General features: G+C 60.0%; 23 protein-coding genes. 4 read left to right on the top strand and 19 right to left on the bottom strand.

The window, feature by feature from the left end; genetic code table 11:
* Position 1 precedes the first annotated feature (1 nt).
* The 8 genes from CE491_RS21625 to CE491_RS21590 all read right to left on the bottom strand — a co-directional run bounded on the left by CE491_RS21625 (position 2) and on the right by CE491_RS21590 (position 9,294).
* On the bottom strand, positions 2 to 1,150 hold the full coding sequence (locus tag CE491_RS21625; RefSeq protein ID WP_110950382.1) for an acyl-CoA dehydrogenase family protein: 1,149 nt from the start codon (positions 1,148 to 1,150) through the stop codon (positions 2 to 4).
* A 115-nt stretch (positions 1,151 to 1,265) separates the two neighbouring features.
* Positions 1,266 to 2,573 carry an amidohydrolase family protein gene (locus CE491_RS21620; RefSeq protein WP_110950381.1) on the bottom strand — a complete coding sequence of 436 codons (1,308 nt, stop codon included), beginning with the start codon at positions 2,571 to 2,573 and terminating at the stop codon, positions 1,266 to 1,268.
* Between the two features lie 189 nt (positions 2,574 to 2,762).
* Positions 2,763 to 4,037 (bottom strand): cytochrome P450, encoded by a 1,275-nt coding sequence (locus CE491_RS21615; RefSeq protein WP_110950380.1) that lies wholly within the window; start codon positions 4,035 to 4,037, stop codon positions 2,763 to 2,765.
* A gap of 129 nt (positions 4,038 to 4,166) precedes the next feature.
* Complete coding sequence (locus tag CE491_RS21610; protein ID WP_110950379.1) at positions 4,167 to 5,342, bottom strand: thiolase family protein; 1,176 nt, start codon at positions 5,340 to 5,342, stop codon at positions 4,167 to 4,169.
* Entirely contained in the window at positions 5,339 to 6,244 is a 906-nt protein-coding gene (locus CE491_RS21605; RefSeq protein WP_110950378.1) for a 3-hydroxyacyl-CoA dehydrogenase, read from the bottom strand. Before CE491_RS21605 ends, CE491_RS21610 begins: the two co-directional genes overlap by 4 nt.
* Complete coding sequence (locus CE491_RS21600) at positions 6,241 to 7,110, bottom strand: fumarylacetoacetate hydrolase family protein (protein ID WP_110950377.1); 870 nt, start codon at positions 7,108 to 7,110, stop codon at positions 6,241 to 6,243. The genes CE491_RS21605 and CE491_RS21600 overlap by 4 nt, the downstream gene beginning before the upstream one ends.
* The gene (locus CE491_RS21595) at positions 7,110 to 8,189 is read right to left on the bottom strand and encodes an amidohydrolase family protein (protein WP_110950376.1); all 1,080 of its coding nucleotides are present in this window, start codon (positions 8,187 to 8,189) and stop codon (positions 7,110 to 7,112) included. Before CE491_RS21595 ends, CE491_RS21600 begins: the two co-directional genes overlap by 1 nt.
* A gap of 355 nt (positions 8,190 to 8,544) precedes the next feature.
* Entirely contained in the window at positions 8,545 to 9,294 is a 750-nt protein-coding gene (locus tag CE491_RS21590; RefSeq protein WP_110950375.1) for a TetR/AcrR family transcriptional regulator, read from the bottom strand.
* A gap of 183 nt (positions 9,295 to 9,477) precedes the next feature.
* Here CE491_RS21590 and CE491_RS21585 point away from each other — a divergent pair, with 183 nt between their 5' ends.
* Entirely contained in the window at positions 9,478 to 11,118 is a 1,641-nt protein-coding gene (locus tag CE491_RS21585; RefSeq protein WP_110950374.1) for an ATP-dependent acyl-CoA ligase, read from the top strand.
* A 42-nt stretch (positions 11,119 to 11,160) separates the two neighbouring features.
* Here CE491_RS21585 and CE491_RS21580 read toward each other — a convergent pair whose 3' ends face one another.
* Entirely contained in the window at positions 11,161 to 11,961 is an 801-nt protein-coding gene (locus CE491_RS21580; protein WP_110950373.1) for an SDR family NAD(P)-dependent oxidoreductase, read from the bottom strand.
* A gap of 125 nt (positions 11,962 to 12,086) precedes the next feature.
* On the opposite strand from CE491_RS21580, the gene CE491_RS21575 reads away from it, so the two are divergent.
* Positions 12,087 to 12,836 carry a DUF2889 domain-containing protein gene (locus CE491_RS21575; RefSeq protein WP_110950372.1) on the top strand — a complete coding sequence of 250 codons (750 nt, stop codon included), beginning with the start codon at positions 12,087 to 12,089 and terminating at the stop codon, positions 12,834 to 12,836.
* A gap of 93 nt (positions 12,837 to 12,929) precedes the next feature.
* On the opposite strand, the gene CE491_RS21570 is transcribed toward CE491_RS21575, so the two are convergent.
* From CE491_RS21570 to CE491_RS21555, 4 genes are all read right to left on the bottom strand, one after another.
* Positions 12,930 to 13,535, bottom strand: a complete 606-nt coding sequence (locus CE491_RS21570; RefSeq protein WP_110950371.1) for an aromatic-ring-hydroxylating dioxygenase subunit beta — start codon at positions 13,533 to 13,535, stop codon at positions 12,930 to 12,932.
* Positions 13,536 to 13,585: 50 nt separating this feature from the next.
* Positions 13,586 to 14,995, bottom strand: a complete 1,410-nt coding sequence (locus CE491_RS21565) for a Rieske 2Fe-2S domain-containing protein (RefSeq protein ID WP_110950370.1) — start codon at positions 14,993 to 14,995, stop codon at positions 13,586 to 13,588.
* A gap of 117 nt (positions 14,996 to 15,112) precedes the next feature.
* Complete coding sequence (locus tag CE491_RS21560; protein ID WP_110950369.1) at positions 15,113 to 16,108, bottom strand: fumarylacetoacetate hydrolase family protein; 996 nt, start codon at positions 16,106 to 16,108, stop codon at positions 15,113 to 15,115.
* Complete coding sequence (locus tag CE491_RS21555; protein WP_110950368.1) at positions 16,105 to 16,839, bottom strand: SDR family NAD(P)-dependent oxidoreductase; 735 nt, start codon at positions 16,837 to 16,839, stop codon at positions 16,105 to 16,107. The genes CE491_RS21560 and CE491_RS21555 overlap by 4 nt, the downstream gene beginning before the upstream one ends.
* Before the next feature lie 149 nt (positions 16,840 to 16,988).
* On the opposite strand from CE491_RS21555, the gene CE491_RS21550 reads away from it, so the two are divergent.
* Positions 16,989 to 17,387 (top strand): Zn-ribbon domain-containing OB-fold protein, encoded by a 399-nt coding sequence (locus tag CE491_RS21550; protein WP_110950367.1) that lies wholly within the window; start codon positions 16,989 to 16,991, stop codon positions 17,385 to 17,387.
* Positions 17,387 to 18,577 (top strand): thiolase family protein, encoded by a 1,191-nt coding sequence (locus CE491_RS21545; RefSeq protein WP_110950366.1) that lies wholly within the window; start codon positions 17,387 to 17,389, stop codon positions 18,575 to 18,577. The genes CE491_RS21550 and CE491_RS21545 overlap by 1 nt, the downstream gene beginning before the upstream one ends.
* Positions 18,578 to 18,611: 34 nt before the next feature.
* Here the strand turns inward: CE491_RS21545 and CE491_RS21540 are convergent, their stop codons facing one another.
* From CE491_RS21540 to CE491_RS21515, 6 genes are all read right to left on the bottom strand, one after another.
* Positions 18,612 to 19,430 carry an IclR family transcriptional regulator gene (locus CE491_RS21540; RefSeq protein ID WP_110950365.1) on the bottom strand — a complete coding sequence of 273 codons (819 nt, stop codon included), beginning with the start codon at positions 19,428 to 19,430 and terminating at the stop codon, positions 18,612 to 18,614.
* Between the two features lie 78 nt (positions 19,431 to 19,508).
* Entirely contained in the window at positions 19,509 to 21,149 is a 1,641-nt protein-coding gene (locus CE491_RS21535) for an MFS transporter (RefSeq protein ID WP_267894491.1), read from the bottom strand.
* On the bottom strand, positions 21,146 to 22,027 hold the full coding sequence (locus CE491_RS21530) for a fumarylacetoacetate hydrolase family protein (RefSeq protein WP_110950364.1): 882 nt from the start codon (positions 22,025 to 22,027) through the stop codon (positions 21,146 to 21,148). Before CE491_RS21530 ends, CE491_RS21535 begins: the two co-directional genes overlap by 4 nt.
* 1 nt (position 22,028) lies before the next feature.
* Positions 22,029 to 22,970: a VOC family protein gene (locus CE491_RS21525; protein ID WP_110950363.1), complete on the bottom strand. Its 942-nt coding sequence runs from the start codon at positions 22,968 to 22,970 to the stop codon at positions 22,029 to 22,031.
* Positions 22,971 to 23,006: 36 nt separating this feature from the next.
* Positions 23,007 to 23,768 (bottom strand): SDR family NAD(P)-dependent oxidoreductase, encoded by a 762-nt coding sequence (locus tag CE491_RS21520; protein ID WP_110950362.1) that lies wholly within the window; start codon positions 23,766 to 23,768, stop codon positions 23,007 to 23,009.
* Between the two features lie 70 nt (positions 23,769 to 23,838).
* Positions 23,839 to 24,075, bottom strand: a complete 237-nt coding sequence (locus CE491_RS21515) for a ferredoxin (RefSeq protein ID WP_110950361.1) — start codon at positions 24,073 to 24,075, stop codon at positions 23,839 to 23,841.
* Positions 24,076 to 24,092: the final 17 nt, after the last annotated feature.

Here is a 24,092-nt window from a genome sequence, read left to right as displayed (position 1 = left end):
ATTATCGCAACCCCAGGCCACGGGCGATGATCCCACGAAGAATCTCGCGGGTGCCGCCACGCAATGAGAAAGAAGGCGCCATTTGCGTCAGGTAGGCCAGAACCTGTGCGTGATCGCTGCCGCCGCGCTGTCTGGGCTCGATGTCCAGCAGTCGCTGCGCGAGCTCGGGAATCTCCTGCTCGAACGCGTTGCCCAAATCCTTGACGCACGAAGCGGCCCAGGCCGGATGAGCGCCCTCGGCCAATTGCGCGGTGACGGCCAGCGACATGTTGCGCAACGTTGCCAGCCTTGCGGTCAAGCGACCGATTTCTGCTGCTTGCAGAGCATCGGGCTGAGTCCCGATGGCGTCGATCATGGTCTTGATCAGGGCCATGGAACTGAGAAAACGCTCGGGACCGCTTCGCTCAAACGCAAGCTCGGCCGTGACCTGCTCCCAACCCTTCCCCTCGCTGCCGATCAGGGCGTCATCGGCAAGATAAACATCGTCAAAGAACACCTCATTGAAATGCTCGCCACCTGCCAGATCGCGTATTGGCCGCACAGTGATGCCCGGCAAGCGGAGATCGACGATGAACTGCGACATGCCTTCATGCCGCGCGGTCTGTTTATCACCGGTGCGCAGCAAGGCAATCATGTAGTGGGAATGATGGGCGTTGGTGGTCCAGACTTTCTGTCCATTGACTCGCCAACCTTCGCCGTCCCGTACCGCCGTTGAGCGGATGGACGCCAGGTCCGAACCGGAACCGGGTTCACTCATGCCAATGCAGAAATAGCTCTCGCCACGGCAGATGGCGGGCAGGTAGCGGTCGCGTTGGGCATGTGTGCCGAACTTGTTAATCAGCGGGCCGCTTTGTCGATCCGCAATCCAGTGTGCCGACACCGGCGCACCCGCGGCGAGCAGTTCTTCACTGATGACATAACGCGCAAAAAAACCGGCTTGCGTTCCGCCGTACTCCTTGGGAAGCGCCATGCCGAGCCAGCCCTTGGCGCCAAGGGCCTTGCTGAAGCCGGCGTCGAAGCCCATCCACGACTGTGCCCGCAGCGCAGGCGGGTAATCGGTCAGCGTTTGAGCGAGAAACTGGCGCACCTCGGCGCGCAGCGCTTCAGCCTCAGCTGGAATCCGGCTGTAGGTAAATTCATTGATGGCCATGAATGTTCTCGAAAACAGGACATGCAAAAAGCGAACGCATCGTCCGCATGACGTGCACAACCGTTTCGCTCATCCCCGACAAGTGCGTGGCTTGTCCGGGATGAGCGTTGCGGCGTTACAGCGCGGTTTGCGCGTCCGCTTTCTCGAACATCGCGTTGATGTCACCGGAGGTCACCGGTTTGCCGTCTTCACGGCCATGGTCGGCGCCGCCAAGGCCCAGGGCCGGCTCGACTTTGACGTGGGTGGCCTGCGCGCGCAGCGCGCCAACCGTGCAGTTCTCGCGCCCCAGGATGGAGAACGGATCGTACGAGAACTCGCGCATCGCGTTGAGGTGGGTCAGCTTGTTGATCGTCTGGTCGGGCAGATGCCGGAGGCCCTCCCACGCGGTTTCCGGCGACTCCGGCCAGGTGCAGTCGGAATGCGGGTAGTCGCTCTCCCAGGTCACCATGTCCTCGTTCATGAAGCTCAGGTTCTGCAGACCGAACTTGTCTTCGATGAAGCAGGTGATGATGTGCTTGTGGAAGATGTCGCTCGGCATCTTGTCGCCGAAATTGGCATTGGTCCAGGCCTTATGGTGGCGATGGGTGAAGTCCGCCCGCTCCAGCAGATACGGCACCCAGCCGATGCTACCTTCGGACAGCGCCATGCGCAAGTCGGGGAATTTCTTCCACATCGGCGCCCAGATCCAGTCTGCAGCGGAGTTGGCAATGGAGATCGGCATGGAGGTGATCCACGCATCGATCGGCGACAGGTCCGAGGCGTGATTGGCCTTGACGCCGGTCCCGATATGGCAGCAGATCACCACTTTGTTGTCGGAGCAGGCTTTCCACAGCGGATCCCAGTAATCGCTGTGGATCGACGGGTAGCCGTGAATTGCCGGGTTGTCGGAGAGCGACAGCGCATGCACGCCCTGTCTGGCCATACGATTGACTTCTGCGGCGGCGGCCTGCATGTCCCACCACGGCACCAGCATCAGCGGGATGAAGCGACCTGGCGCAGCGTTACACCAGTCATGCAAATGCCAGTCGTTGTAGGCTTGAATCGCGGCAAGGGACACATCACGGTCGGCGTGAACCTGGAAGCGCTGTCCGGCAAAGCCTGGGAACGTCGGGAAACACAACGAGCCCAGCACACCGTTGGCACTCATGTCATCGACACGGTCCTTGATGTTCCAGGTGCCCCGGCGCATCTGGTCGTAACCCAATGGCTCCATGCCATATTCTTCTTTAGGCCGTCCAACCACAGAGTTCAGGCCCATGTATCCGGTGGCCTGCTCTTCGAAAACCCAGACATCGCGATCGCCAGTCCTCACGACGTGAGGTTCGCGGCCTTTGAAGCGCGCGGGCATGTGACGGGCGAATGCGTTCGGTGGTTCGATGGCGTGGTCGTCAACACTGACGAGAATCAGATCATCAATTTTCATTGCTCTTCCCTTCTCAACGGGTTGTTTGTTGTTGTGCCTGAATCATAGATCACACTCGTCAGTAATTAAACACTTTATTTGATTGTGTTCATATAAATTCAGATAAAACGCCGTTTTTTGCAGCGCAAAATAAAAAACCCGCGCCTTTGCGGGCACGGGTCACCGGTTGCGGATACGCTGCGGCTGCCGTCAATCCCAGATCACATGGACCTCATGAGGGCCACGCAGCTGTGCTCCGACAATCTGTGGTGCGGGTTTGTCGGGATCCAGGCGGATGTTGGGCAGCAGGTCCAGAATCGCGTTGATCGCGCAATTGATTTCGGTTTTGGCGACAAACTGGCCGATGCACATGTGCGGGCCGAAACCGAAACCAAACGAAGGGCGCGGCTTGCGATCGATGTCGAATTTGTCGGCATTCTCGAATGCGTCTTCGTCACGGTTGGCCGACGACACGATGCATTGCACCATCGCGCCCTTGGGAATTTGCACGCCGCGGATCACGGTGTCCTGCGCTGTCTGGCGTACCTTGAAGGTGGCGACCGGCTCGAACCGCACCGCCTCGTCGATGGCCTTGTTGACCAGGCTGCGGTCGTTACGCACCCGTTCCAGGGTTTGCGGATTTTCCAGCAGCAGGGTCAGCAGCGTGCCGAACGTGCGCGTCGTGGTTTCGCTGGCTGCCGGCAACAAGGATCGGACAAAGGTCGCGATTTCATGATCGTCCAGCGATCGCCCTTCGTACTCGGCGCGAATCAGGCGGCTGATCAGGTCATCGCTGTCCGCGCCCTTTGCCCTGCGCTCAGCTACCACCAATTTGACGACATCGTACAGGGCCTGGGCCGCGTGCATGGCCGCACCACGCGCCGCGGCGGCCTTCTCGGGATCCACCTGTGGCCCCGCGAGAATGGCCAGGGCCCATGCGGCGTATTGCTCGATTTCCTCGGGTTTGTCTTCAGGGAAGCCGATCAGCGCGTAAATTACCCGAATGGGGAAGTACAGCCCGAAGTCCATCAGGTCCGCCGATTTCGCCGCTACCAGGGGCTTGATGTATTCCTCGCGGATCACCCTGTCGATCTTGGTTTCCTTCCAGCGATTGACGGTTTCAGGCATGAACACCGGTTGCAGCAGGTTGCGGATGTTCTTGTGCGCCTCGCCGTCCATCGCCGTGAGAATCAGCCCGTCGAAGAAGGCACCCAGGCCTTCGGCAATGAACCCACTGGTGAAGTTCTTCGCATCACGCATCACGGCCATGACGTCATCGTATTTGAACAAGGTAAAGGTCGGACGGTTGGGGTCCAGGCCCGCAATCGATGGCACGCCCAGGCCGGCCATGAAATTGCCTTCCAGGATCGGCGTGTTTCTGCGCGCCTCTGCGTAGACGGTCTGCAGGTCTACATCGCTGCCACGATAATTGCTGGCGACATTGGCGAATTCCTTGTTCAGATTGCTTTGCGCCTGAACGGACATGATCATCTCCTTTCTTATTGTTCATTTTTTGGCGGATGCACCAGGCTAAATGGCGCAGCAACGGGTTGAGTCTAGGCGATCAGAAAATACGTGAACACAATTTATATATCTGACTCGTAACACTGCCGCTCAATCCAGACGCTCGATTATGGTCGCAGTGCCCAGCCCACCGGCGCAGCAGATCGCCTGCAGCCCATATCGCGCGCCCCGCCGCTCCAGCTCGTTCAGCAGTGTGGTCATCAGCCGTGCACCGCTGGCGCCCAGTGGATGCCCCAGCGCAATGGCCCCGCCGTTGACATTCAGACGGTCGTGACTGACTCCCGTCTCATGCATCCAGGCCAGGGGCACCGAGGCGAACGCTTCGTTGACCTCGAACAGGTCGATGTCATCGAGCTGCAGCCCAGCCTTCTTGAGCACCTTGGCGGTCGCTTCGATGGGGCCGGTCAGCATCAGCGTCGGATCGGTGCCCACGGTCGCAAAGGCGACGATGCGCGCGCGGGGTTTGAGTCCGTGGCGACGGGCCACTTCGCCATCCATGATCAGCAACGCGGCAGCACCGTCGGATATCTGTGAGGAGTTGCCAGCGGTGATTCGCCCATTCTCCGGGCGAAAGCTGGTTTTCAGCGTGGCCAGCTTTTCCCGGGAGGTGTCGCGGCGGATGGTTTCGTCGCTGAGCAGCGCGGTGGCCGGATCCGTCAGCTGCTTCTCGCGCAGGGATTGGACTGGCACCGGCAACAGCTGGCTGTCGAAATAACCGGCATCACTGGCTTTCGCCGCTCGCTCATGGCTGGTAAAGGCGTAGTCGTCCAGCGCCTCGCGGCTCAGATTCCATTTATCGACAATCCGTTCGGCGGCTTCGCCCTGGCTGGTGAGCTCATAACGTTCACTGGCCATCCAGCCGAACGCCTCGCCGTGCAGATCGCGGTTACTGCCCATCGGCACGCGACTCATGTTCTCGGCACCGCCTGCGACGACGATCTGCGCCATCCCCGATGCAATGAAACCCGCCGCCGCATGCACTGCCGCTTCCCCCGACCCGCATTTGCGGTCCAGCGTCAGTCCGGGGATGCTGTCTGGCCAGCCAGCGCCTAGCAGCGCAGTACGTGCGATGTTCGCCGACTGCTCGCCAATCTGGGTGACGCAACCGAAAATCACATCGTCGACGAGCGCCGGAGACAGGTCATTACGCTCGACCAACGCATTGATCACCAAAGCGCCCAGGTGATCGGCACGCACCCCTGCCAGGCTGCCGCGAAAGCGACCGACAGGCGTGCGCAGGGCATCGACAATCACAATCTCTTTCATAGCACGCTCGCTCGCAGGCCGCTGCCTGATACCGCCTTGTTGTCCTCATAGCGATAGACGCCATGCCCGGTCTTCCGGCCCAATCGCCCGGCCGCGACCATCTTGATGATCAACGGGCAAGGGCGGAATTTCTCGCCCAGTGTCTGATGCAGATACCGCAGAACCGAAAGCCTGGTATCCCAGCCCGTCAGATCACCCAGCTCCAGTGGCCCCATCGGGTGGTTGAAACCCATGCGCAACGCGGTGTCGATGTCTTCGGCGCTCGCGATGCCTTCCTGCAGCATGTACATGGCCTCGTTCCCCAGCATTGCGGACATTCGGCTGGTGGTCAGCCCCGGCGACTCATTGACGATGATCGACGTTTTGCCCATGGCGTCGCACAGATCGCGGGTGCGGGCGACGGTTTCGTCGCTGGTGGCCAGCCCACGCACGAGCTCGACCAGCTTCATCTTGTGCACCGGATTGAAGAAGTGCATGCCGATGACCCGCTCGGCGCTGTCGATCGAGGCTGCAATTTCGGTGACGCTCAATGCCGAGGTGTTGGTCGCGATGATCGCGTCAGGTGCCAGCAACGGTGCAGCCTGGGCCACGATGGCTTTCTTGATCGCCAGTTGCTCGGAAACGGTTTCCACCAACCAGTTCGCGCCGCTTGCAGCCTCACCCAGATCACCCGCGGTACTGAGCCGGGCCATTGAGGCCTCAGCCTGCTCGGCCGAAACCTTGCCCAGGCTGACCCCGCTCTTCAGTATGTTTTCGATCGCCGCTCGGGCGTTACTCAGTGACTGCGCGCTGGTATCGACCAGTACCGTGGGGAATCCGGAGCTGACAAAACCGTGCGCGATACCGGTGCCCATCAGTCCGGCGCCGACCACTACCACCTTGTTGTTTTTATCCATACTCATGCCGAGACCTTCGATTTGACGGGTGACTTTTCACCCACGACGTTGCGCAAGATGCCAATGCCTTCAATGCTGGCTTCGACCACATCTCCGGGATTGAGGAATACGCCCGTACCCATGCCGACCCCCGCTGGAGATCCGGTAAACAACACATCACCGCAGGCGAAACTGGAGCGCTGCTGAACAAAGGCAATCAGCTCGCCGACGTCCCAGGTCATGTCGGCCGTGTTGCCATCCTGGCGGGTCTGGCCATTGACCTTGAGCGTCAGGCGCAGGCGGGGTGAACCTGCGGGAAGCTCGTCCTTGGTCACGATCCAGGGGCCAAGCCCCGTGGTTTTGTCCTGGCTCTTGGCAGCAAAGAGGTCCATGCCGATTCCTTTCGGACCACTGCGCTGCAAATCCCGGGCACTGACGTCGTTGCCGACGGTGTAACCGAGTACGCAGGCGAGCGGGTCGTCAAGGTCCACCTCGTTGCTGCCGATCACCGCCACCAGTTCGACTTCGTGGTCCAGCTCGGCCGTGAGCGGCGGAAAGCGAATGGGGTCATTGGCGCCGATCAGCGCGCCGTAAGCCTTGAGAAACGCGACCGGCTGCGACGGCGCCGAGAGACCGAACTCGACCAGATGCTTGGCATAGTTAGCCCCTGCGACCACAACCCGGTTCACCGGCTCGATCGGGGGTAGCAGCGTGACCTGGGACAAGGCCAGCGGCGGGCCCGAAAACCGCAACGCGCTGATGCCGGCCCCCCGCGCCACCTTGGGCGCCCACGTGCCGAAGTCGTCGGCAATGGGGGTGACCATGTCCTGCTGGACATCGACCACCGCCCAGAACACGCCGCTCTCGAAATAGGAACAGCGAGCCAGTTTCATCAGACCGCTACCTTGGCAGGTGTGACCTGGCCGATTTTCGCTGGGTCCAGGTGAAGCAACTTGCAAGCGTTCTGCCAGCGGATTTTCTGCAGGTCGGCGTCACTGAGCTTCAACCCATGGGTCAAATCGTGGCGCACTGCATCGCTGCCACCGAAATTACTGCCGTAAACCATCTGATCGGCGCCGATGACTTCAATCAGTGCCTGACGCATCGGCAATTCATGCAGTTCGACGTCGAAATAGAAGTTCTTCATGTAGTCAAGAACAGGACGTTTGTTATGCACGACGTCGAGGTTCTTGTTGGTCTGCGCCAGGCGACCCAGTTGATACGGCACATAGCCGCCGCCGTGGGTGATATACACCTTCAGATCCGGGAAGCGGTCCAGCACGCCACCGCACACCAGGTTCCAGAAACAGCGTGTTTCGTCGTACTGCATGCCGACGATGGCGGTGGTTTCATAACGGTCTTCATTGGCACGATCACCCCAGGTGACCGACTGGTTGTAACCATGAATGAACATGGGCAGGTCCAGGTCACACAGGGTTTTCCAGACCACATCCAGCTCCGGCGAGTCGAACTCCAGTCCGCCGAAATTCGCACCGCCAGCCGAAAGCCCCTTGGCACCGAGTTCGGTGCAGGCACGGCGCAGTTCCACGGCGGCCGCTTCAGGTGCATTGAGCGGCGCATGGGCCCAGAACATCAGACGATCCGGCGCGGCGGAGCAGTATTCGGCAAAGGTGTCATTGACCGTGCGCGCATAAGGGACAGCGTATTCGGCCTCGGTCCAGTACATGTAGCAATGGGAAGGAACCGACACTACCTGCAGGTTCTGCCCTGCCGCATCCATACCCGCGAGGCGGACTTTCGGATCGGCCCACTTGGCCATGTACTCCTCGAGTTTCAGCCCCTGGCCGGCGCGCACGGCAGCCTTGCGCTCCGGGGAACCCAGCGTCAGCTGCCATTTACCGACGCGCAGACGAATATCGCCGTCATCGCATTGTTCAAAAAACGGACCCCAGTGCGGGTGCTGGTTGTAATAGCCAGGAAGAGGGGCATGAGCGTGAAGATCGATAAGCATAATCCGGGACCTCTACGTAGAAACTTCTGATTTTTGTGATTGTTCTGGGTGTTACACCTCCCGAAGCACGGCGCCTTGAGCCCCATCGGGCCGCCGGACAAGTCAACTCAGTCGGCTTCGGTCTGACCGAAGCATAAAATTAATTTGGGCATAAATCAAAATAGTGTTCAGATTAATTTAATTCCATGCAGGAGAAGCCCGTTGCAGAGCCCTCATCCGCCTGCCTCGAGCGACCTGACATAACGTAACTCGCCGGGAATATGCAGCCTGTGTGCAAATCGAAGGCAAAAAAAACCGGTCACTGAGAGAACAGGGACCGGTTTCTGATTTTTTGAAAAGTGTCTAAATAGGCGATTCAACGTCGGGTGCGAGAAGTCGAGCCCATGGTCAACGCAGCGGCCAGTTTCTTCACCCGAACCGGCAACAAGCGTCGGCTTGCGCTTTCCGGCACGAGAATTTCGCTCAGCACGTAACGAATAATCATCTCGCACAACAACTCGCGATCCAAACGTACACCGAGCTTTTCGTCCCAGTCGTCGAAGACGATGTTGAGCACGTCCTGAAAGCGCACGATCGAATCGTGAAAAATACGCCTGAAGAAGCCCAGCGCATAATCCGGGGCCACGACCAGCAAGCGGCGCGCGCGGCTTTGTTCCAGGTAATTGTCCAGATAAACGAACAAGGCATTGAGCCGCGCTTCGGGATCGTCAATCTGGCCGAGCGCTGTGGTCAGCGAGATGTGGAAGCTGTCGCGCTTATGGCGGGAGAAGGTGTCGAGCAAGTCTTCCTGAGAAGAAAAATAGCGGTAGAACGTTCCCCGTGAGATCCCCGCGACCTTGCAGACATCCAGAATCGAGATGCGGTCGGCCCCGGATTGCAACACCACTTCTTCGGTGGCAGCCAGAATATTGGCAATGGTTTCTTCGGACCGGCGATTGGGCTTGACCTTGCCCGGCGACGTTGCCGCGTGACCGCCAGCGTTCGCCGGCGCTGCTGCCTTACTGCTGGCGCGGGCGATCTTTGCAGGAGTTACGGCTTTCTTTTTTGCGGCAGATACGGCCTTAGGCGCAGCGGACTCGACCCGTTGTTTTTGAGGTTTTGGCATAAAGGAACAGACTCATAGACATTTCGATGGGCCAAGGTAGCATAGCAATTAAGCATTTAAGTGATAATTTGTTCAACTTCTGCCTAGAGACAAGATATAAATCTTTCCATAGAATCTGATTCTCTCACCAAAATAAAATTCGGACGCAACCTCGCTGATGCGCCCACAAAGAGGAGAACATTCATGAGTGGCACTGGAAACCCCGAAACCTGGGCGGTAGGTGAAAGAGACACGGTAATTTGCGCATTGGATCGAGCAGTAGCACGGGCTCCAGACAAGGTTCTGCTGGATTTCAGCGGAACCTTGTACACATACCGAGAAGTTGACCAATTATCCAACAGAATGGCCCACGCATTGGCCGATCTTGGGGTCAAACCCGGCGCCACCGTGCTCACCATGCTCGACAACAATATCGACGCGGTGGTGACCTGGCTGGCCATCAACAAGTTGTGTGCCGTCAGCGTGCCTATCAACACCGCCCTCAAAGGCGAGTTTCTGCGCCACCAGATCGCCGATACCGGCACGCATCTGGTGATCTGCGAAAGTGACTATCTTTCTCGCGTCACTGCAATCGCCGGTCAGCTGACGGATGTCGAGCGGGTGCTGTACCGCGGTACCAGCGGGCACCCGCACGCGTTGCCTCCCTGCCCTTTCCCGATCGAACCGCTGGATGCCCATCGCGGCGTCGATGATTCGGCATTCGAACGCAAGCCTCAGCCGTCGGACCTTGCCTGTCTGATCTATACGTCCGGCACTACCGGTCCTTCCAAAGGCTGCATGATCAGTTACAACTTCATGTGCAACCTTGCCCGGCTGCAGCTGCGAGCAGGTCCTGCGAACGAGAATGATGTAACCATCACGCCGCTGCCGTTGTTTCACATGAATGCGCTGTGCGTCAGCATCATCGCCAGCATTCTGGTGGGTGCGCGGGCTGCTATCCTGCCACGTTTTTCCGTGTCCAATTTCTGGCCGGAAGTGGAGCGTTCAGGCGCCACGATCGCCTCGATTCTCGGCGGCATGGGCGGCCTGCTCGCTCAGGCGCCGGATAACGACGCCATGCTGCGGTGTCGCGGGCAGATTCACACCGCCCGAGGCAACCCTTACACCGAAGAGACCAAGAAAATCTGGCGTGAGCGCTTCGGCACCAGGCTGGTGGGCGGTAACGGATACGGGTTGACCGAGGCCTGTGTGGTGACCTCACTGGCTGCTGGCGAATATGCAGCGCCGGGGTCATCGGGCAAGCGCATTGCGGATTTCGACGTGCGGATCGTCGATGAGCAGGACAACGAAGTTCCGGCCGGCTTGCCGGGTGAGATCGTGGTCAGGCCGCAACGGCCGGACATCATGTTTCAGGGCTATTGGCGGCGTCCGGAGGACACCCACAAACTGATGCGCAACATGTGGTTCCACACCGGTGATGTCGGCAAATTCGACGACGAGGGCTTTTTTTACTTCGTCGACCGCAAGAAGGATTACCTGCGGCGTCGTGGCGAGAACATTTCCAGTTTCGAGATGGAGGCGGCGTTCGCCACCCACCCAGCGCTGTCGGAAGTGGCGGTGCACGCGGTGCCTTCGGACAAGGGTGAGGATGACGTCAAGGTCACCGCGGTGTTGCACGAGAACATCGAACTGGCGCCAGAAGCGCTGTTCCATTGGGCGGCGGACACCGTCCCGTATTACGCGTTGCCCCGCTACATCGAATTTCGCAGCAGCCTGCCGAAGAATCCACAGGGCCGGGTTCTCAAATACCTGCTGCGCGATGAAGGGAAAACTGCCACCACCTGGGACTTGGACGATACCGACATCAAGGTCGCGAAACGCTGAGCGCCGACGCGGCGTGTCTGTCACGCCGCGTCGCCTGACCCGTCAGTATTCCCGGGCGGGGATATGCTTTGGCCTGGAGTTGTAACCCGGCAGGTGCAAGCCGCCATCCACGTGCAACGTTTCACCCGTGACGAAACGTGACATCTCGGATGCCAGAAACACCACCACCGGGCCGATATCCTCTTCCGGTTCGCCGCAACGCCCCAAGGGGCGCAGTCCGGCGGACATTTCGGCGAACCCTGGATTCTCTTCCGCCAGCTTGTGAAAAGTGGCGCCCATCGCGGTAGGCGCGATAGCGTTGACGCGAATATTGAAACGCCCCCATTCCGAAGCGGCACTGCGCGTCAGCCCCACCACAGCGGATTTCGCCGTGTTGTAGTCGCCGTGCAGCCACGCGCCGATCTCGGTGTCGATGGAGTAGAAATTGATGATCTTGCCGCCTCCACGAGCCTGCATGTGAGGAAACGCAGCCTTCATCGACCACCAGGCAGCCCAGACCGTGGAGTTCAGCGTGCGCTCGAGCATGTCGTCAGTCTTTTCTTCGAGCAGGACGTTAGGCGTTGGCGCAAAAGCATTGTTTACCAGAATATCCAGGCCTCCGAAATGGCTGACCGCTGCATCGATCGCCGCCTGAATATCCGCTTTGTTACTGACATCGGTCCTGATGAACAGCGCTTGGGCACCCAGAGCCTTGAGCTCTTCGGCGACCGCCGCGCCACTGACCTCATCGAGCTCCGCCACCACGACGGCTGCCCCCTGCCTGGCGAAACTCAACGCCACGCCTCGTCCGATACCACCACCCGCGCCGGTAATCAGCGCAACTTGATCTCGCAGCAGGCCCATAGCCGCTCCTTTTTGTTGTTGTACGAGAGGAATTCTGTCGCTACATAGCTGAACATTATCCGATATAGTGTCTAAATAAAACCGATAAAAAACACTCGCTCACCCAAATAAAAAGGATAAGCCGGATGAGTACGTTTCGCCGCCGTGTCGAGATCGTTTCCAGTGGTCAACCCGAGAGCGGCGAAGTGCGCGCCGCACTGGAAGACGATTTTCATCATTTCCGTGTCTGCCTGCGCCATGAACACGGCGTCCTGAGCCACGTTACCGGCCAAGCCCTCAGATACCCCTACTCCGCTTGCCCCGAAGCGATCGAGCCGCTGCACGCGCTGGCAGGCATGGCGCTGTCACCCATCGCCCACTCGGTGACACGACAGACCGACGCCCGCCATCAATGTACGCATCTTCTGGATCTGGCCGGTTTGGCTGTCGCCGCAGCGTTGCGGCCCGTGCAGCTACGTCGTTACGACATTCAGGTTCCAGCGCGTGTAGCGGGACGGACGCGTGCAAGCCTGCTGTTGAACGGTCAGCCCCTGCTGGAATGGGAAGTCAACGGGGCGATCATCGAAGGGCCGGAACCGTTCACGGGAGTCAACATCCGCGAAGGCATGGCGCGTTGGGCGCTCAATACCCTCAGCTCGGAGCTCGCCGAAGCGGCACTGTTGTTGCGGCGCTGCACCATGATTTCCATCGGCAAGGCACTTTATCTGGACAGCCAGATACACGCCTCCAGCACCGATCGTTGCTACAGCCAGCAAACGGTCCGCGCACCGCGGGCATTACGTATGAAAGGGTCGACGTGGGATATCGCGAGCAACGAATCGCTGTGCTCCACTGACCAGGCCTGGTTGAGGGATTGTACGCACGCGACTTCGTGAACCTGGCCTTCATCGCAAACGCCACAAAAAAGCCTGCTGAACGAGGTCAGCAGGCTAAAGGAGCGACACAATGAACGTTTTGATGCCTGGCGTTTAGAGGAACACCGCCAGGTTTGGCGTGCCCAGTACGGCCTGATCGAGAATGACTTCACGGCGGGCGAGCTTGAAGCTGTCGCCATCCACCCGAAGTAAATCGCGCCGTTCCCCGCTGATGATGTCGACGTGGTGATCCTTGAATCGACTCCGGGTCAGGAGCAGATAGCTGGTGACGACGAACTCGTCGGATTTGCCGGTTTCCTCGACGAAGACGTTAGTGACCAGCCGCCGCGTGCGCGAAGGCGGGTCTTCGGCCCAGGCGCTCTTTCCCGAAAGACGCAGAATGCGCCCCATGATCGAACGGTAGTCATCGTGGTAGTGCTGCACGCTACGCACGATAGTCGTGGACAGTTCGGCGGCCGTGCGGGTGTGACGCAACGGCACGGTGTAGATGAGGTCCGTCGCCAGACGCGCCGCCCAGTCCTGCAAGCGGATCTGGTCCAGCAGCGTGGCTTCTTCGTACAGAAACGTGACGACCTGGTTGTAGACCGGCGAGCCGACAGGCACACGCTTTATGCCCAGCGGTGAGCCCGGTTGAACATCGTCGGCGCCGCGCTGCTGGACGTCGAATCGCGGTTTTTCCGCCAATTGAGTGTCAGACATGAATGAGTACCCGAATCTTATTGTTGTTGAATAACGGTTCGCAGTTGCACTTACTGACCTTCGTCTACGGGTGCGGTCATCAGCTCATGCCAGTACAGCCACCAGTGCCATTGAGTGTCGTCCTTGGTGAAACCCTCGTTGACGATTCCGGGTCCCGGCCAGCCTTGTGGAGCGCCGGTTTCGAATACGGCCTGGTATTTGAGCGTACTCTTGCGGCCCATCGCCCCCTTGGCGGCCAGTGTCATGTGCGGCCAGGTATCAGAGTCGTCCTGTTCGACCATGCCGGAGGTGCCAAACAGCTGAATGGTCTGCTTGAGCATCTTCTCGCGCAGTTCCGGGGACGCGTCTTTCTCGGCGAAGATCCAGTTTACGAACTCAAGTTTGTCCGGGCCCTGTGGTACATAGGCGTGCAGGGTCATCGAGCCCACCACCGTGCCGTCCGGCTGAGGAATATAGACGAAGCCAAAGAGGATATTGGGGAACATCCCGCCCACTTGCGGCGGCATGCTCGTCAGCACTTTGAGCTGATCCTCGGTTAAGTTTCGTGCCAGTTGTTCGACCATATCGGCGGTCATGCCCGCCGGCGGCAAAGCCTGGAGTTTCTGTTGCACCGTCAGCGATTCGGGGTCCAGCCCGGTCAGACGCTTGATCTTGCGCGCCAGGTCGATACAACGCAGCGCATGGCCATGAGGTGAACTGATTTCCACGCCATACATCTCGGGGCTCAGGTCGGCGCTCTGGCCGTTTTCGTCCTTTTTCGCGTAGTTGCCGACTTCACCCAGCCAGCGGTGCAACGTCAATGTATGGAAGCCATCGGCGGCGGATTGCTCGCCTGCAGTCTTCCAGTTGGCGTTGACGATGAAGCGCTGCGGTGGACCGAGCACTTCCATGCCTTTGTCCGAGCGCAGGAACAGCATGTCGTAATACCACTTGGCATCGCCAAGAAACTCGTCGAACGACGGTCCGTCAACATTCCAGGTGGCGAAAACCAGACCGCCATACAGCGTGACCCTGGCCTTTCTCAGACCCAGTTGCTCTTTAGGCAACATCTTGCCGTGCATGCATTCACGATCGACCGGCGAGCCGATGAAGTCGCCGTTGGGACGAAACGCCCAGCCGTGATAGATGCACTTGTGAATCTGGGTGTTGCCGCAGTCGGCAGTGCTGATGCGCATGCCTCGGTGAGGGCAGACGTTAAGAGTGACATGGACCTCGCCTTCCTTGTCGCGGGCAACGATCACCGAGTCCGAACCCAGGTCGCGGACCATGAAGTCGCCGGAATTGGGGATTTCCGACTCATGGCCCAGCAAAACCCAGATTTTGCCGAAAATCTTCTCCATTTCGATTTCGTAGATTTCGCGATCAGACAGTACACGCATCTGTACTTCGCGAGTCGATGGATAGATCAGGTCTGCGACTTTGGTTCCATCAGACAGTACGGGGCTTGTTCTTGTTAGCATGTTGGCCTCCAGTTCAGGGTGTCACGGCTACTCCGAGCCGGTTGAATATAAGACAGATTCACAAAATATGTATAGCGTTGTCGTTTGTCTCGCAGACAAATCAACCAGCGCGTCGTGCTACGTCGGTTGCGGGTTGCCCACTTGAGTACGCAGCACGCCTATGCCTTCGACCTCCAGCTCTACCTGGTCACCGGGCTTGAGGTAGCGCAACTGTTCCAGGCCGCAACCGTTTCCGACTGTGCCCGAGCCCAGAAACTCGCCGGGATAAAGCGTCTCCGAGCGCGATACGTGGGCAATGACATCCTCGAAGCGCCAGCGCATGTCTCGCGTATTGCCCCTGCCCCACTCCTGACCGTTGACCCGTGCGACCATGTTCAGGTCATAGGGATCACCCAGCTCATCGGCTGTCACCAGACATGGCCCCATGATATTGGCCGTGTCGAAGTCCTTGCTCTTGGCCGGGCCGAGCATCCCTGGCATCTCGGCGGCCTGCGCGTCGCGAGCGCTCATGTCATTGAAAATGGTAAAACCGACGATATGGCCGCCGGCGTTGTCACGGGTGATGTCCTTGCCCTTCTTGCCGATGTAACAGCCGAACTCCAGTTCGAAGTCCAACGCCTTGCTGAAGGCGGGCCAAATGAATTCATCGTCGGCGCCGATCACCGCGAAGCGGTTGCACTTGTAATAGATAGGCTGGCGATTGAAGGTTTCGATCACCCGCTCGTCGGCGCGGGTATTCATCGCCTTCAGGGTCGCTTCCGGATCTTCGGTACGCAGGGCGCGGGCCCGCCGGGCCGCCGCAAAAGCCTGACGCAAGTGCAGTTCGAAGCACGAACAGTCGCGCATCTGGGGCGGTGGCTGGATCGGGGCACGCAGCCGGACCTCGCTACGCGCCGCAACGCTGACGCTCGGCGCCTTGCGCAATAGCGTGCGGGCCAGATCCAGCGCCTGCTCGCCACCTTCGACCAGCTTAAGGACACTGCTCAGCGCGGCACTTTCCCCACCCTGGACCTGGCGGTGGGCCGCTTGCAGATCCACCACCAGTTGATCGTTATCGATCAAAGCGCCAGCTCGCTCGATGCCATCGGCTCGCGTGAACGTCACCAGCCTCATACGCGACCACTCACGGGCAGGCACGCCCCCGTCACGGCATCCGCGTCGTCGGAAAGCAGAAAGGCAATGACCGACGCCAGTTGGGTCGGACTTACCCAGCGGCTGAAATCCGCGTCAGGCATGTCGGTGCGGTTGGTCGGCGTGTCGATGATGCTGGGCAACACGGCGTTGACGGTGATTCTGCGGTCCTTGAGTTCCTCTGCCAGCGCTTCGGTCAGCCGCGCGACGCCAGCTTTGGAGGCGGCGTATGCGCCCATGCCCATACCCGCCTTGACACTGGCCTGAGCGCTGACGTTGACGATTCGACCACTCTGGGCCGCGACCAAATGGGCGAGGACCGCCTGCGACGCCACGACGGCGGTGCGCAAGTTCATCTGATAGAGGTGGTCCCAGGTCGCCAGGCTTCCGCCCTCCAGTGTTTCCCATGCGAAACCACCCGCGACATTGACCAGGCCGTCGATGCGGCCGAAACGCTCGGCCACTTGCCTAAGGGCTGCGTTTGCCGACTCGACGCTGGTCAGGTCGACGCCGCCCAAAGCCAGCACCGATCCGTTTGCGCTGACCTTCGCCTGTGTCGCCTCGGCCCTGTCCAGCAGGGCAATCCGCGCACCACGGGTGCTCAGGTGCTGCCCGAGGGCGCTTCCAAGAACACCGAAGCCCCCGGTGACGACAATCACTTTTGCCTTTATTGGTGTGTCTTCAAGCGCCTGGTCCTGGCGAGAACTGGACATCGCGATTTCCTCTTATTGTTGTTGGGCACACCGTGGAATGGTGAGCGAGGCATGGGCACAATATAAGACACTTTTTTAAAATATGTACAGATGATACTGTGCATTCGTTGACTGGAATCAATAAAAAACCCATCCGGACTTCCAAACCCATGCCCAGAAAACTCCCTGCGCTGACCGCCGATAACCGTGCCTTCTGGCAAGGTGGCGAACACGGTCAGTTGCTGATTCACCATTGCGATGCCTGCGCGCGCTTCTTTCACCCGCCCTCGCCCATCTGTCCGCGCTGCGCCAGTTTCGACGTCAGGCCGCGCGCGGTGTCCGGCAAGGGCTCGGTCGCCAGTTTCACGGTGAATTATCAGCAATGGACGCCCGAGCTCGAAACTCCGTTCGTGGTGGCAATCATCGAGCTGATCGAGCAGCCGGGGCTGCGTTTCCTCAGCAATGTCGTCGGCTGTGACCCGCTGTCGGTCAGCATCGGCATGCGCGTGCAAGTCAGGTTTGAACACGTCGAGGATGTCTGGTTGCCGCTGTTCGGGAAGGATCAATGATGTTCGATCATCGCTATGAAAAAGACGTCGCCATTACCGGTATCGGTCAGTCAGAAGTGGGCCGGCCCTCCAGCAAATCGGCCATGCGCCTGACGCTGGAGGCGTGCCTTGAAGCCATCGCCGATGCCGGTCTGACCCGCGAGGACGTCGACGGCGTGGCCTGCTGGCCTGGCGACAACAACAATGGCGACCCGTTCTCGCCGATCGGTCCCAGTGCGCTGAAGAGCGCCCTGGGCTTGAACGTGAACTGGTTCGGCGCTGGTTACGAAGGCCCCGGACCCCTGTCGGGGGTTATCAACGGTGCGATGGCCATCGCTGCAGGCCTGTGTCGACATGTATTGGTGTTTCGCACCATTACCGAAGCGTCGGCCCGGCTGACCAACAAGCAGGCGGGGGCCTTGAGCGCCAAGACCCAGGGACGTGACAGCAGCCACGCCTGGCAGTGGTTCACCCCGTTCAACGTGCATTCGGGTATCAACCTGATGGCACTGTATGCCCAGCGCCATTTCCATGAGTACGGTACACGGCCGGAACAACTGGCGCAGATTGCCCTGACCTGCCGCGCCAACGCTCAGCGCAACCCCAGGGCGATCTATCGCACGCCCATGACCATGGACGATTACATGGCCTCGAGGATGATCTCCTCGCCACTGCGCATGTTCGACTGCGACGTGCATTGCGATGCGTCCACCGCCATTGTCTTGTCTCGCCGGGACGTCGCCCGGGATACGCGACAGCAGCCTATCCGCATCGAAGCCATGGGCGCGGCGCTGGATCAGCCATGGTCCTGGGATCAGATCTCATTGACTCAAATGGCGGCATTCGACGTAGGTCGCATGATGTGGGCGCGTACCGATTACACACCGTCCGACGTTGGCTCGGCGCAGCTCTACGACGGATTCTCGATCCTGACCATGATCTGGCTGGAGGCCCTGGGGCTGTGCCCGAACGGGGAAAGTGGTGCATTCGTCGAGGGCGGGAAGCGTATTTCGCTGACCGGCCAACTGCCGATCAATACCAATGGTGGGCAACTGTCCGGCGGGCGCACCCACGGCCTTGGCTATGTGCATGAGGCGTGCCTGCAACTCTGGGGGCGCGCCGACGGTCGTCAGACTCGGCCCCACAGTGTCGCCGCCGTGGCCGCTGGCGGTGGCCCTCTGGGGGGCAGCCTGCTACTGGCCAGGGATTGATGCAGGCTGATAATGAACAGGGCTGGCAGCGTGCTTAAAACAGCACCTTGCTCAGCTCTGCGCAAAAAGCCACCAGGGTGCGACCGATCTCTTCGATGCCCTCTTCATCGCGCTGGCCTCTGAACAGGACAGCCGAGACCGTGAAATCTATGTTGCCTGACGGGGAGATGACTGGTGCTGCGATCGCCAGGATGCCGATGGAGAAGTAGCCGTCATCCACGGCCCACCCCCGTTCGGCGGCCAGCGCCACATCCTCGCGATAGACTTCCAGCGGCAATGGGCGGGCCCAGCGTATGGTTTCGAAATCGTCCTGAAGCGTTGCGTCGTCCAGGTCCATGCGCGTGGCGAACAAACGACCGCTGGCGCCCATCAGGATCGGCAAGCGTTGCCCTTCGGCCATGTCGATGCGCACATCGGTCGGGCTGGCGGCAGAGCTGACGATGACGATACGGTCGGCGCCCATGCGTCGCCACAAGGTCACGGTGACCCGCAAGCGCGCTGCCAGGTCCTGCAGCAAAGGTTTGGCGAACTCCACGCGCTGACCTTGCGTCACCAATTGCTCCACCAGTCGCGCAAGGCCCAGCCCTGCGGAATAGCGCTTGGACAACGGGTTGAAATCGACCACGTCCTCCATGACCAAAGTGCGCAGGATGTTGAAGCAGGTGCTTGGATTGATACCCAGAATCCGCGCCAGATCCACCGAACGCTCCGGCGTCCCGCCCTGGCTCAAATGACGCAAAATGCGAATGGCGTTGGAGACCGGCTTGACGCTGACCGCGCCCTTTTGGCCGTCGGTGGTTTCCGTCGTTTCAGGGTGTTGCGCAGCAGGACTGTCGGTCTTGGGACGAGGCATCTTGAATACCGGGTAATCGTATGAAACGGCATTCTAACCTGAGAACGACACCGTATTAAAAGTTAATATCGAACGCATTCAGGGGTTTTCGTCGGGGCCGAGATTCGGTTGATGGATGTAGCGCCTCGACTGTGCATCACAGCGAAAACGGCTCAAGCGGGCCTCCAGAAACTGATCAGCCTTCGTGATTCGCGACTCCTGACGCAGATAATCCAGCCAGGATTCGACGATGAAACGCTCCACGTAATGGCCGTTTTCATCAAGGTCGTGGTACAGCCGCCAGTTTTTCGCACCATTACGCCGTCTGGACAGGCCGACGGCGTAGGCAATCTCGATAAAGATGAGGCGATCGTGCGGCGCAACCCGGTAGGCCAATTCGATCGAGACCGGACCGGGCCCGGGATTCAACTGCTCAGGCAGCAACAGTCGATCCGTGGGCGGGATGGCAGTGGCGTAATCGGCCTCTTTGCCTAATTCCAGGCGGCTGTTGCGGGTCAGCATAAGGCCCAGCCCCAACGTCAGGGCGGCCAACAGCAAGCTCTGCTGCAAGCCCAGCCATTCGGCGACCGTGCCCCAGATTCCACCGCCGATGGCCATCGCCCCCATCAACATCAGCAGGTACACCGACGCGACCCTGGCGCGTACCCAGTTCGCCGCGCACGTCTGCACCACTGTCGAAATTGTTGCATTGACCGCCATCCAGGACATTCCGGCGACCATCAACATGGCGTATACCGCCAACCGGCTATGGGACAGCGCGGCGACCAGTGTTGCCAGGGCAAAACCCGTGGTGCCTGCCATGATTAGCACGCGCAGCGCAAAGCGGCGGTACATTGCGGTGAGATTGAATGCCCCAATCACCGCGCCGACGCCCAGAAACCCCATCAACGACCCGTAGCCGCCAGCATCCATGCCCAACTCATGCTTGGCCACCAATGGCAGCAGGGCCCAGAGTGCGCTGGCGCTCAATGTAAAAACGAAAACCTGAGTCAGCGCGCTGACCAGAACGGCGGAGTGACGTATATAACGCACACCGCTGCGCAGACCGGCTGCAAAGCTTTCTGACGGCAGGCCTTGAGGCGTGTGACGCGGCGTGAACGTTGCCACCAGCAAGATGACCAGCGCCAGGCACACCGTGATGATCAGGAACACCGAAGCGGCATTCCAGTAAGCGATCAATGCCCCCGCGATGGCTGGCCCCAGCGCCCGGGCGGCATTGGTGGAAATGCCATTCAGGGAAACCGCCGCCGGAACCTGGTCACGCGGCAATACCGAAACGATGGTGACCATCCACGCCGACATACTGAGGGCGCTGCCAGTGCCCAGCAAAAACGTGAACAGCAGCAGCGACCAGTCACTCAGCAGTTGGAGAATCGACAAAGCGCTCAAGGCCGCTGCGGCGATCAGCATGATGCTCTGGGTCAACATTAGCCATTTGCGCCGGTCGACCAGATCGGCAATCACGCCACCGGGCAGGCCGAACAGGAAGGCTGGCAAGGCGATGGCTGTCTGCACCAACGAGACCATCAGCGGCGAGCTCGACAGCAGCGTCATGATCCAGGCGGCGCCGACCGTCTGCATCCAGATGGCGAGATTGACCATCGCGCCACCGCACCACAGCCAGCGAAAGCTGCGATTGCGCAACGGGGCCCAGGCCGACGGGGGTGCGCCGTGAGGTGCCGCTTGCTCGGCCTGGTCAATCCCGGAAAGGTCACTCACGGCGTCACCGGCTGGCCGAGCCTGCCCAATGCACGCGACGGATTGAGAACGCGGGGTTCGCTGACCCGGTTGCTCAATCTGCCGATGCCTTCGATGCGCACCTGGACCCGATCGCCGGGCTGCAGGAAGCGGCCGTCCTCAAGGCCCACCCCATGGGTCGAGCCGGTGAATAACAGGTCACCCGGTTGCAACGTGATCCGCGCGTCAACATAGTTGAGCAGCTCGTCGATGGGAAAGAGCATCTGCCGGGTGTTATCGAACTGTCGCCGTTCGTCATTGACTGTCAGCTCGATGTCCAGCTCAGGTTGGCCGCTGCCTAACTCGTCAAGGGTGACGACCCAGGGGCCGACCGGCGTCGTGCGGTCCATAGCCTTCTGGGTCAGCAGATCCAGGCGGCCTATGCGTTTGCCGGCGTCTCGCGCGCTGATGTCGTTGCCACAGGTGTAGCCCAGCAGGCAGGCACTGGCCCGCGGTTCATCACCCAAGGGACGGGCAACCACCGCGACCAGCTCCACTTCATAATCCAGCTGCGCGGTCAGCGCCGGGTACTGGATGTCATCGGTGGCGCCCACCAGTGCCGATTCCGGCTTGATATAACCCAGCGGATGTTCCGGAGCGGAGCTGCCCAGACGCTGTAGATGACTGAGGTAGTTGAGGCCAACGCCAAATACCCGCCCCCCCGGCTCGAGCGGAGGCAGGATTCGGCATTGCGCCAGGGCGATACCGACCTTGTCCAGTGTCAGTGCAGCACTGCCGGCAAGCGCATATTCGGCCGCCCACTGGGCAAACGGTCCACGTATCCGTTGCAGGTAGGTCGTGTCGGCGTCGAGCAGCGCCCAGAAACACTCGGCGCGATACTCGACCCGGATCAGGCGCATATCAGCGTTTGCTCGCCAGGTATTCGGGATCCAGCACCTCTTCGGGTGTCTTGACGCTTGGCCCGAGAATCGGCCCCACCATTTCATGCCCCCACAGGCTGAGGGACTCAGGATTGAGCTCGAAGGGGTCGCCCTGCCAGGGTTCGATTTCAGCGATGGTTTCGAAGGCGAAACCCGACGGCGTGAAGTGATAGAACGACAGGTGCGGATCCTGCGTATGTTGACCCAGGGTCATCATCATCTGCAGTTCGCGCTTCTTGACGAGGTCGTAGGTTTCACCGACATCGCGAATGCTGTTCACGAACAGGCCGACGTGCTGCACGCCCATGCGCCCGGCGCCGTGGCCATAGGCGATGTCATGGCTGGTGTGGTGATTGAGCCGGGAGCGGAAGAAACCGGTGCGGCCCTTGCCCGCGCCTGCGCCGTACCAATGGAACCCCATGATGCGGGTCAGGAAGTCTTCCAGCTCGTCGGTGTATTCGGGGGTGATGACGACCACATGCCCGGCCCCGCGTTCGTTGGCAAGAAAGCCGCCATGCGGGCGGCCCGGGAGGAATGAACGCGGCGTCCACTTCTGGCCGTAGAACAGCTCGTGCTGATAGCCAACCGGATCACGGAAGCGGATCAGTTCGCGAACGCCACGCTGTTCGCAGAGCGCGGCATCGCCGCGGGTGATCTCCACGTTATTGGCTTCGAAAGTCTTGATCGCGGCATCGAATGCCTGCCGGCCCATCGCCTCCCAGCCGATATAGGCCAGGCGGTCGAGTTTGCCGGGATGGAAGGCAAAGCGATGACGACGATCGTCGATCTTGAAATACAGCGATTCACTGTCGCTGGCAGGCGACGGAGCAATGCCGAAGCCCATGACCTGCGGCCCATAGTCGCGCCACGCGTCCAGACTTGGCGTTTCAAAACCCAGATAACCGATACCGATGATGTCCATTGAGTGCACCTGTTGTTCTTGTTGGGTGGGCGTCGGTCAGATGGCCAACAGACCGCCGTCGATCACGATATCCGAGCCTGTGATGAATGAGGCTTCGGCCGATGCCACGAACAGCGCCATGGCAACCACTTCTTCCGGTTCGCCGGGACGGTCCATCAACACGCCGTCGAGCAGCGCTGCACGAACCTTCGGGTTTTCCATGAAAGCAGCGGTGCCCGGCGTGGCAATAAAACCTGGGCTGATACTGACCGCGCGTATCCCGACCGGCGCGCCTTCAACGGCCAGTTGCCGGGTGAAGGCAATGACCGCGCCCTTGGCGGCAGCATGGGCGCTGATGCCTGCGACTTTGGAGCCGCCCCAGCCTGCGGTGGAAGAAATGTTAATGATGACCCCACGCTGCCGGGCCAGATGATCCCAGGCGTATTTCGTGGTGTAGAACAGCAGGTCGATTTCATTGCGCATGGTGAATTGCCAATCTTCGACGGACAGTTCATTCACCGGGCCGAATTTCGCTGCCGACGCATTGTTGTACAGGACATCGATTCGACCGTGCTCCTGCACCGCGGCATCTATCCAGGCCTTGGCCTGTACCGGATCGCCCAGATCGACCGGCGCAGAGCCAGACAACTGCAATCCTTCCTCACGCAATAGCGCGACGGTTTCCCCATGGGCGTCGGCGTTGGTATCGCACCCCACCACGATGGCACCTTCACGGGCAAATTTCAGCGCCGCGACGCGACCCTGCCCGCCACCGGTTCCGGTAATCAGAACCACTTTGTTCTGCAAACGACCTGTCATCCTTCTCTCCCTCTCATTGTGCGCACTCAGTGTTCGGCTGCTGACAGCAATAGCGTCATCAGGCACGGCTTCAGGCAGCGTTGTCGGGAGTGTCGAGAGGTTCGAGCCAGATCGCTTCGGCAGGACAGGCAGCAGCGCCTTCGCGGGCCTCTTCTTCCAGCTCGGCGGGCACTCGGTCATCGTCGAGATAGACCAGGCCGTCATCGTCGAGCTTGTAGATGCTGGGGCAAACGGCTGCACACAGGCCATAACCGCAGCAACGTGAACGGTCGGCCACCACTTTGAATTGCGCTTTGTCTGAACTCATTTCTTGTCTCCCTTGTA

The organism is Pseudomonas bohemica, assembly GCF_002934685.1.
GTDB lineage: Bacteria > Pseudomonadota > Gammaproteobacteria > Pseudomonadales > Pseudomonadaceae > Aquipseudomonas > Aquipseudomonas bohemica.
This window is presented reverse-complemented; position numbering and strand designations above follow the sequence as displayed.

Coding starts and splice junctions, on each gene's coding strand:
- CE491_RS21625 (WP_110950382.1), bottom strand. CDS start 1,150: ATGGCCATCAATGAATTTACCTACAGCCGGATTCCAGCTGAGGCTGAA.
- CE491_RS21620 (WP_110950381.1), bottom strand. CDS start 2,573: ATGAAAATTGATGATCTGATTCTCGTCAGTGTTGACGACCACGCCATC.
- CE491_RS21615 (WP_110950380.1), bottom strand. CDS start 4,037: ATGTCCGTTCAGGCGCAAAGCAATCTGAACAAGGAATTCGCCAATGTC.
- CE491_RS21610 (WP_110950379.1), bottom strand. CDS start 5,342: ATGAAAGAGATTGTGATTGTCGATGCCCTGCGCACGCCTGTCGGTCGC.
- CE491_RS21605 (WP_110950378.1), bottom strand. CDS start 6,244: ATGAGTATGGATAAAAACAACAAGGTGGTAGTGGTCGGCGCCGGACTG.
- CE491_RS21600 (WP_110950377.1), bottom strand. CDS start 7,110: ATGAAACTGGCTCGCTGTTCCTATTTCGAGAGCGGCGTGTTCTGGGCG.
- CE491_RS21595 (WP_110950376.1), bottom strand. CDS start 8,189: ATGCTTATCGATCTTCACGCTCATGCCCCTCTTCCTGGCTATTACAAC.
- CE491_RS21590 (WP_110950375.1), bottom strand. CDS start 9,294: ATGCCAAAACCTCAAAAACAACGGGTCGAGTCCGCTGCGCCTAAGGCC.
- CE491_RS21585 (WP_110950374.1), top strand. CDS start 9,478: ATGAGTGGCACTGGAAACCCCGAAACCTGGGCGGTAGGTGAAAGAGAC.
- CE491_RS21580 (WP_110950373.1), bottom strand. CDS start 11,961: ATGGGCCTGCTGCGAGATCAAGTTGCGCTGATTACCGGCGCGGGTGGT.
- CE491_RS21575 (WP_110950372.1), top strand. CDS start 12,087: ATGAGTACGTTTCGCCGCCGTGTCGAGATCGTTTCCAGTGGTCAACCC.
- CE491_RS21570 (WP_110950371.1), bottom strand. CDS start 13,535: ATGTCTGACACTCAATTGGCGGAAAAACCGCGATTCGACGTCCAGCAG.
- CE491_RS21565 (WP_110950370.1), bottom strand. CDS start 14,995: ATGCTAACAAGAACAAGCCCCGTACTGTCTGATGGAACCAAAGTCGCA.
- CE491_RS21560 (WP_110950369.1), bottom strand. CDS start 16,108: ATGAGGCTGGTGACGTTCACGCGAGCCGATGGCATCGAGCGAGCTGGC.
- CE491_RS21555 (WP_110950368.1), bottom strand. CDS start 16,839: ATGTCCAGTTCTCGCCAGGACCAGGCGCTTGAAGACACACCAATAAAG.
- CE491_RS21550 (WP_110950367.1), top strand. CDS start 16,989: ATGCCCAGAAAACTCCCTGCGCTGACCGCCGATAACCGTGCCTTCTGG.
- CE491_RS21545 (WP_110950366.1), top strand. CDS start 17,387: ATGTTCGATCATCGCTATGAAAAAGACGTCGCCATTACCGGTATCGGT.
- CE491_RS21540 (WP_110950365.1), bottom strand. CDS start 19,430: ATGCCTCGTCCCAAGACCGACAGTCCTGCTGCGCAACACCCTGAAACG.
- CE491_RS21530 (WP_110950364.1), bottom strand. CDS start 22,027: ATGCGCCTGATCCGGGTCGAGTATCGCGCCGAGTGTTTCTGGGCGCTG.
- CE491_RS21525 (WP_110950363.1), bottom strand. CDS start 22,970: ATGGACATCATCGGTATCGGTTATCTGGGTTTTGAAACGCCAAGTCTG.
- CE491_RS21520 (WP_110950362.1), bottom strand. CDS start 23,768: ATGACAGGTCGTTTGCAGAACAAAGTGGTTCTGATTACCGGAACCGGT.
- CE491_RS21515 (WP_110950361.1), bottom strand. CDS start 24,075: ATGAGTTCAGACAAAGCGCAATTCAAAGTGGTGGCCGACCGTTCACGT.